Raw genomic sequence first — 7,571 nt, 5'->3', positions numbered from 1 at the left:
AAATGGAATCAATATTTCAAAGCTTGTGTAAGTTCTAATGTTATAGGATAAATGTCCTATAATAAAGGTTTAATTAAAGTGTAATGGATGATAAGAATCTTGTAAAAGAATCATAAGTGATATTAAGTCTTATTGATAATCCTGAATCTGTAGCTATATTTGAGTATTCAATTCCGGAGTCCAAATTAATGTAAACAAGAATACCGTCCTCTAAATCAATTATTGTGAAAGATAAGTCTGGTTCTGTAAAATATAGAAAGTTGAGAGTATTTTCAAGCTTATATGTATTCATTAAAAGTATATCTTCTTCGAATAACGCGATTTCTTTTGAAACATTCCTATTGTCATAACTTATTATCAAGTTATATACAGTACATACATCTCTTTCTTCCTTTTTTACTAATATAAGAGCTATATTATTTTCTTTATAGTCTCTATCTTTAAGTACGAACTTTTTTTCCATATTTTTGTGTCCTTTTATACATTCTTTTTTTGTATATATGAAGTTACGACATGATTATTTTTTACTACTAATATTGTACCTGTCGCTTTATTTTATAGAATTTTAGCACCTGTGTTTCTACCTGTGTATTTGACTAAATAAAACTCCTATTAATTTTATATAATTATAATGTAGTTTAACACAATTTACTAAAAATAGTATAAAATAGGTTTGTTGTCATGTAGAAATATTATAAAAGGTAGAATAAAATTATAAAAGGTGAGAGTATATGAAAAAACATAGAGGACTTAAGAGAATATTTAAATCAACCTTGGATAATTATCATGAAAATTTTATTAAATATAATGGATATATAGAATTATATGTTCCGCAAATAGGTTTTATGAATGAAGATATCAATGGGAAAGAATATCAAATTATCAATGTTCTAATTGAAAATACTAAACATTCTATTCCAAAGGATGCAAATTTTATGTATGTGATAGATGAACTAAATATTTTGAATAGTCATATAATTATAAGTGACGATAGTAATGATTTTAATTTAAACCTCAGGCAGGAATCTTTAGAAAAAATTCCTAATTATCTCAAACAAATAGAAAGTAAATTTGATTTGAAGTTCAAGCGCATGGTCTCTATAACGGAAATGAACTTTGTAGATTATATTAATTTAGGTGAAAATGATAAGTTAGATATACTTTATTACATAAGAAAAGACGAAGAAAAAGTAATATTTGTAACAAATGTATTGTGGACTTGGAGTAGTATGTGAAAAGAAGCATAGAACATATAAAACTTCATTAATATCTTGCATTTGTTTACTTAAAAAATAGTAGGGGTATTTTATATTTTAATAAACAGTAGGAGAATAATATGAATATATTTACTTGTTGTGTTTGTGGTTACCTAGATTTAGATGAAACTCCATATTACGAAGACTTTGCGGGTAGCAATGTCATATGTGCTTGTTGTGGTTTTGAATATGGTGTCGATGATTATGATAATCCAGGCATAAACTATGAGACTTTAAATGATAAAGAAGCTGTAGAAAAGGCACACCAATTATCGAGAGAAGAATGGATTAAAAGTGGATGTAAGGTGTTTGATCCTACAGTATACAGCCCTATAGATATTAAAGATGGAAAGTTAGAAAAAAGAAAAGTTATAGAACAGTTTAAAAATATAAACTATAATTTTGATAATAATCCACATAAAAGAAGTTAATTAACTGGTTATGCAGGAATGTAAAATAAACTGTGTAAGTAGAGTGCGTACGACTCTGCTTCGCAGTTTTTTTATTTTCCTAGCGCGCTAACGCTTACTTGATCCATAAAAAGTGTTGGTTAAAAATCAAACCAATGGAATGTCAACAGGTTCTTAGACACTTTTCATGTGTAGAACTTTAAACGCCATTGGTGTTAAATACTGTAATGAAGAATGTGGTCTAAAATTGTTGTACCAATTCACATAATCAAATAATTCTGTTTCTAACTGTTCTAAGCTTTCAAATTTCATCTGTTTTGCAAATTCGGTTTTCAGTGCTTTCATCGTTGCTTCTGCAACAGCGTTATCATATGGACAGTCTTTAGCATTTAATGAACGCTTGATTTCAAAAGTCTTTAAACAATCTACGTGTCGTAAGGTCGCATAACTAATAAAGAAACAGACATATTCATTAACGAATATGTCTGTTTCTCTTGGGGTTACTAGTAAATAAGATATAACTAACAAATATCAGTATAAATATCTTTAAGTTTAAAGTAGTATGGACTATCAAAGTCATTACGCATATAATCATGATTCAAGTGATTATAAAATTCAATTAATCCTTCTTTTACAGCATGATTGAATTCATTTAAAGGTAATGAATATGTTGTACGTTTATCTTTTTCTTCTAAAATTGTAAGAACAATATTATTTTCTTTTTTAAATGTATAAATTTCAAAATCTACATCTAAATATGAAATTATATACTCATTCATAATAGTTGCTTGATATAAATCATACCATAGCATATATAAGTCACCAGTCTGAACTTGTTTGTCTACAATTATATTTCCACTGTCTTCAATACAAATACTACCTTCAAAATATCCTTCATTATCTTCATTACTAAACAATTCAACTTTTTTAAAATCTGCACCGATTGGAATAAGAGAAAGTCTTCGCCCTTCAGATGTTAATTGGTTATTTTTGTAATTATATTCTAAGTCATTCAAATGTATATTATAAGCAAAGCTTGTAACTCTCAAAACATAGCCCTCCATTTTTAATTAGGGTAGAAAGAAGATATTTTACCACTTGAGTTAATAGAAATATGTGAATCGTCTATACTTAATTGGAATCGGTTCCTCTATATATGAGCTTTGTTAATGCGTAAAATATGCCTCATATGCGGCAATTACCGCTTGGTCTGCATCTTTATCCTCGATGCCAAACATCATACTTATTTCTGATGAGCCTTGATTGATCATCTTTAAATTGATATTGCGAGCCTTAAATGCCTCTGTTGCTTTATTAGCGGTACCTACAAGTGTTTTCATACCTAGACCTACAACCATCAGTATTGCGATATTCTTTTCTATTGAAAGAGCGTCTACTTTTAATTCGTGTTCTATTTTTTCTAGTAACTTTGCTTCCTTTCCTTCAAGCTGGTGGGCGCGTAATATAATACTAATATCATCGATTCCAGAAGGCATGTGTTCATATGAAATATTCATATCTTCTAGAATTGATAAGAGACGACGTGTAAATCCAATTTCTCTGTTCATCAAATATTTCTTCATATTAATACTGGCAAACCCTGTATCACAACTTACACCAACGACACCTGTAGATTGTCGTGTATTCGTAATGAGTGTTCCTGGGTGATCTGGGTCGTTCGTATTCTTGATGTTTACAGGTATTTGAGAACGATAGACAGGAAGTAATGCCTCATCATGAAACACACTGAAACCAGCATAGGAGAGTTCTCGCATTTCTTCATATGTCAACTGTATAATTGAAGCAGGATGATCAACGATATTGGGATTTGCTGAGAAAATACCTGATACATCTGTAAAATTCTCATAGACATCACTGCTTAAACTGCTGGCGATAATTGCCCCTGTAATATCACTGCCTCCACGAGAGAAGGTGTTGATATCTCCGTTCTTATTAACACCAAAAAATCCAGGAATGATTACTTTGCCTTCAGCATGAGCAAGATTATTTTTTATTTTTTCATAGCTTTCTTCTAATACGATGGCATTAGAGGGTTCATCACTGACGATAAGCCCAATATCTCCTGGAGATAAATAAGTCGTCATTATTCCTTGTTCGTTGTTGTAGCTTGCTATAAGCTGCGCATTGAAATCTTCTCCGCAGCTCTTCAAAGCATCTGTCAGTCGCTCGGGCTGATCTTGATAGCGCATAATATAGTCATTGAGCTGAGTACGGAAAGTCTCGATTAATGAGTGACGTATATTCAGCTCTCGTTCTATTTGTAGAAATCGTTCAAGTATTTGTGAGATGAGCTCCTGATAATCTTTTTTATATGTAACAGCTTCTACCAGAGCAATAAGCAAATCTGTAACTTTAACATCCTTATTATGACGTTTTCCGGGTGCAGATACGACAATGTATTTCCTCGTTGCATCATTATTAATAATATTCAGTATCTTTTTAATCTGTTTAGCATCGGCCACACTTGAACCACCAAATTTACAAACTTTCATAAAATCACTCATTTCGCTTAATGTTATTGTTATTTTATCTTTAAAGTGTAATAGAATATAGAGTATATGATCATTTTCATAAATTATTCTATAAATCTTTACATTGATGATGTTTTAGTTATACTATATTTATGAATCCTTTTCAAGAATACATTTGTATTCTTGGTAAAAACATAATCGGGAGTGAGATAATGAAACAAATTAATATTGCGTTATTAGGTCTAGGAACGGTGGGTACGGGTGTCGTTCAGATCCTTAAGGAGAACCATGAACAGATAAAAGAGAAGCTGAATACGGATATTCGAATTACATGGATACTTGTTTCTGATGTAACAAAGCCAAGAAGTATCGAGACCGCACATTATCAACTCACTGATAATATAGAAGATATCAAAAATGATGATACGATAGATATGTATGTCGAAGTAATGGGTGGAATAGAAAATACGAAAGAGATATTACTCTATGCATTGAATCAGAAGAAGCATGTAATTACTGCAAATAAAGATCTGCTTGCAGAGCATCTAGAAGAGATGGAGCAAGCGGCCCATAATAACGGTGTCTCTTTAAAATATGAAGCCAGCATCGCTGGAGGTATTCCTGTAGTAAATGCTTTGAATTATGGCTTAAACGCGAACGGTATCGGCAAGTTTATGGGAATATTCAATGGAACGTCTAATTTTATATTGAGTAAGATGACACATGAAAGACAATCTTATGAAGAAGCATTACGAATTGCTACAGAATTAGGTTTTGCTGAAGCAGATCCTACAGCAGATGTAGATGGTATAGATGCTGCCAGAAAAGTAACCATTATGAGCTATCTTGCTTTTAATCAATTCAGAAAACTTGAGGATTGTCGATATACAGGGATCAGAGAAGTGAAGTTATCGCATATCGATATTGCCAAAGCTTTTGGATATCGCATTAAATTGATTGGTAGTGGTGTCATGAATGGTGATGATGTATCTCTATATGTAGAGCCGATGTGCATTCCATCTGATCATCAGTTATCGCATGTCGAATACGAATATAATGCAATTTACATTGATGGAAATGCTGTTGGAGATACAATGTATTACGGTAAAGGAGCCGGTAGTCTTGCAACAGGAAGTGCTGTTGTCAGTGATATCCTGAACGTAATAGAACTCATAGGGACTGATCTTCACAACTTGCCGCTGCATCTTGAAATTAAGCAGGAGACGCGTGAACAGCCTTCTTGTTTACTTTTGATTATCGATTTGTATGCAGATAGTAATATTGAAGCAATACTGAATGAAATTTCAGTTGAAAGACATATTGTAAGGGATGGCATGCTTGCAATTGAAACAGACCGAGAAGTAAATTATGAATATCTAGAAGATCAGCAATTAAACTATAAAACTTATAGAATTGAAGGTGTATAGAATGAACAGATGGTCAGGGTTAATCGCAGAATATAAACATTTTTTACCCGTAAGTGAGGCAACACCGAAACTCACATTAAATGAAGGCGGTACGCCATTGATACATTGTGCTCATCTTTCAGAGGTTCTTGAAAATGAAGTATATGTGAAATATGAAGGTGCGAATCCTACAGGTTCATTTAAAGACCGCGGTATGGTGATGGCTGTAGCAAAAGCTAAAGAAGAGGGGAAAGAAATTGTCATTTGCGCTTCTACGGGGAACACTTCAGCTTCAGCAGCTGCCTATGCTGCAAGAGCCGGAATGAAAACGATTGTAGTAATTCCGGAAGGGAAGATTGCTATGGGTAAATTGGCTCAGGCAATCGTTTATGGAGCTGATATCGTTTCTATCGAAGGTAACTTTGATGAAGCATTGAAGATTGTAAGACATGTTGCAGAAAAACGTGATGATATCGCACTAGTAAACTCCGTTAATCCATATCGACTAGAAGGTCAGAAGACAGCTGCTTTTGAAGTAATTGAACAGCTTGGACAAGTTCCAGACGTGTTAGCGATTCCTGTTGGAAATGCTGGTAATATTTCGGCATACTGGAAGGGGTTTAAAGAATATGATGCAAATCATAACGTTGGTTTACCAAAAATGTATGGTTTCCAGGCAGAAGGTGCTGCACCGATTGTAAAAGGTCGTATTATCGAGCAGCCAGAAACGATTGCTACTGCGATTCGTATCGGGAATCCTGCAAGCTGGAAGCTCGCAGAAGCAGCACGTGATGAATCGGAAGGAATGATAGATGCTGTAACAGATGATGAGATACTAGAAGCATATGACTTAATTGCAAAGAAAGAAGGTATCTTTGCTGAACCGGGCAGCAATGCAAGTATTGCTGGTCTGTTAAAGTTAAAACGTGAAGGTCGTCTGTCAAAGGGGCAGACGATTGTTGCAGTATTAACGGGAAATGGGCTTAAAGACCCGCAGACTGCGATTGATTCAATTGAAATACAGCCTGCTGTGCTAAAGAACGATGAATCAGCGATTATTAGATACATTGAGGAGCGAGTATAATGCTATATATAAAAGTCCCAGCGTCAACATCCAATTTAGGACCAGGATTTGATTCGATCGGTATGGCTGTAAACATCTATCTTGAACTTGAAGTAGAAGAAAGTGAAAACTGGGAAATTCAGCATCTCGGTGATGTACTATCTGAACTGGATGATAATGATGATCATTACATCAGGAAGATGTGTCGACTGTTTATGCAGCAGTTTAATCTAGAAGAAAAAAAGTTTAAAGTTATAATGTATTCTGATATCCCATTAGCGCGTGGCCTGGGAAGTAGTGGTTCAGCACTCATTGCAAGCCTTGAAATTATCAATCATTTCTATCAATTAAATTTAACAAGAGAAGAACGTATTCGTATACTCTCTCGAATTGAAGGACATCCAGATAATGTTGCACCGAGTATTAAAGGTGGTATTGTTGCAGGATATTATAATAATGTAACCGATGAAACGGTGACATTAGATGTTCCTGTGATTAAGTGGCCGATCATGGTTGTAGTTCCTAATTATGAACTGAAAACTGAAGCATCAAGAAATGTCCTTCCCGACCACATATCGTTTGAAAATGCAGTTCGTGCAGGTGCAATAGGTAATATGCTTATAGCAGCACTTTACTCTGAAGATTATAGGACAATGGGGAAGATGATGACAAGTGATCTTTATCACGAACAGTATCGTGCACACCTTGTGCCGCATTATCAGATGGTGAAGGATGTTATCACTGAGGACTGCTTTGCATTTTTAAGTGGGGCAGGGCCATCGATCTTTATTGTATCTCATCCTAAGCAGTATGATGAAAATCGTTTCAATCTACTAAAGTTACCCGACTGTGACGTAAAAAGCATAGAACCCGATCAGGAAGGCGTAATTACCTTTGAAAAAGAAGGTCGTATGGTAAACTAATACTATCAATTTTTAGGAGTG

Annotated in this window: 8 protein-coding genes and 1 pseudogene; 5 read left to right on the top strand and 4 right to left on the bottom strand. The window is 33.9% G+C overall.

The window, feature by feature from the left end; all coding sequences use genetic code 11:
- Positions 1-73: 73 nt before the first annotated feature.
- Complete coding sequence (locus QNJ52_RS06960) at positions 74-463, bottom strand: hypothetical protein (RefSeq protein WP_219494717.1); 390 nt, start codon at positions 461-463, stop codon at positions 74-76.
- A gap of 268 nt (positions 464-731) precedes the next feature.
- Here QNJ52_RS06960 and QNJ52_RS06955 point away from each other — a divergent pair, with 268 nt between their 5' ends.
- Together QNJ52_RS06955 and QNJ52_RS06950 are read left to right on the top strand one after the other, a co-directional pair.
- On the top strand, positions 732-1,235 hold the full coding sequence (locus QNJ52_RS06955) for a hypothetical protein (protein ID WP_219494718.1): 504 nt from the start codon (positions 732-734) through the stop codon (positions 1,233-1,235).
- A 101-nt stretch (positions 1,236-1,336) separates the two neighbouring features.
- Positions 1,337-1,687, top strand: coding sequence for a hypothetical protein (locus QNJ52_RS06950; RefSeq protein ID WP_219494719.1), 351 nt, complete (start codon positions 1,337-1,339; stop codon positions 1,685-1,687).
- Positions 1,688-1,840: 153 nt separating this feature from the next.
- Here the strand turns inward: QNJ52_RS06950 and QNJ52_RS06945 are convergent.
- The 3 genes and pseudogenes from QNJ52_RS06945 to QNJ52_RS06935 all read right to left on the bottom strand — a co-directional run.
- Positions 1,841-2,092, bottom strand: a pseudogene (locus QNJ52_RS06945) (IS3 family transposase); the annotation flags it as partial.
- A 95-nt stretch (positions 2,093-2,187) separates the two neighbouring features.
- Complete coding sequence (locus QNJ52_RS06940) at positions 2,188-2,715, bottom strand: hypothetical protein (protein ID WP_219494721.1); 528 nt, start codon at positions 2,713-2,715, stop codon at positions 2,188-2,190.
- A gap of 117 nt (positions 2,716-2,832) precedes the next feature.
- Positions 2,833-4,179, bottom strand: a complete 1,347-nt coding sequence (locus QNJ52_RS06935) for an aspartate kinase (RefSeq protein WP_219494722.1) — start codon at positions 4,177-4,179, stop codon at positions 2,833-2,835.
- Between the two features lie 191 nt (positions 4,180-4,370).
- Here QNJ52_RS06935 and QNJ52_RS06930 point away from each other — a divergent pair, with 191 nt between their 5' ends.
- Genes QNJ52_RS06930 through thrB form a run of 3 tightly spaced genes read left to right on the top strand, consistent with a single transcriptional unit; the run spans position 4,371 to position 7,550 of the window.
- Positions 4,371-5,585: a homoserine dehydrogenase gene (locus QNJ52_RS06930; RefSeq protein WP_283722176.1), complete on the top strand. Its 1,215-nt coding sequence runs from the start codon at positions 4,371-4,373 to the stop codon at positions 5,583-5,585.
- A 1-nt stretch (position 5,586) separates the two neighbouring features.
- On the top strand, positions 5,587-6,648 hold the full coding sequence (gene thrC, locus QNJ52_RS06925; RefSeq protein WP_219494724.1) for a threonine synthase: 1,062 nt from the start codon (positions 5,587-5,589) through the stop codon (positions 6,646-6,648).
- Positions 6,648-7,550: a homoserine kinase gene (thrB, locus tag QNJ52_RS06920; RefSeq protein ID WP_219494725.1), complete on the top strand. Its 903-nt coding sequence runs from the start codon at positions 6,648-6,650 to the stop codon at positions 7,548-7,550. Before thrC ends, thrB begins: the two co-directional genes overlap by 1 nt.
- Positions 7,551-7,571: the final 21 nt, after the last annotated feature.

Origin of the sequence: Macrococcus sp. S115 (assembly GCF_030067655.1) — a bacterium.
GTDB classification, from domain to species: Bacteria; Bacillota; Bacilli; order Staphylococcales; family Staphylococcaceae; genus Macrococcoides; species Macrococcoides psychrotolerans.
Note: the sequence above shows the minus strand (reverse complement) of the source record. Positions and strands in the feature narration are given on the sequence as shown.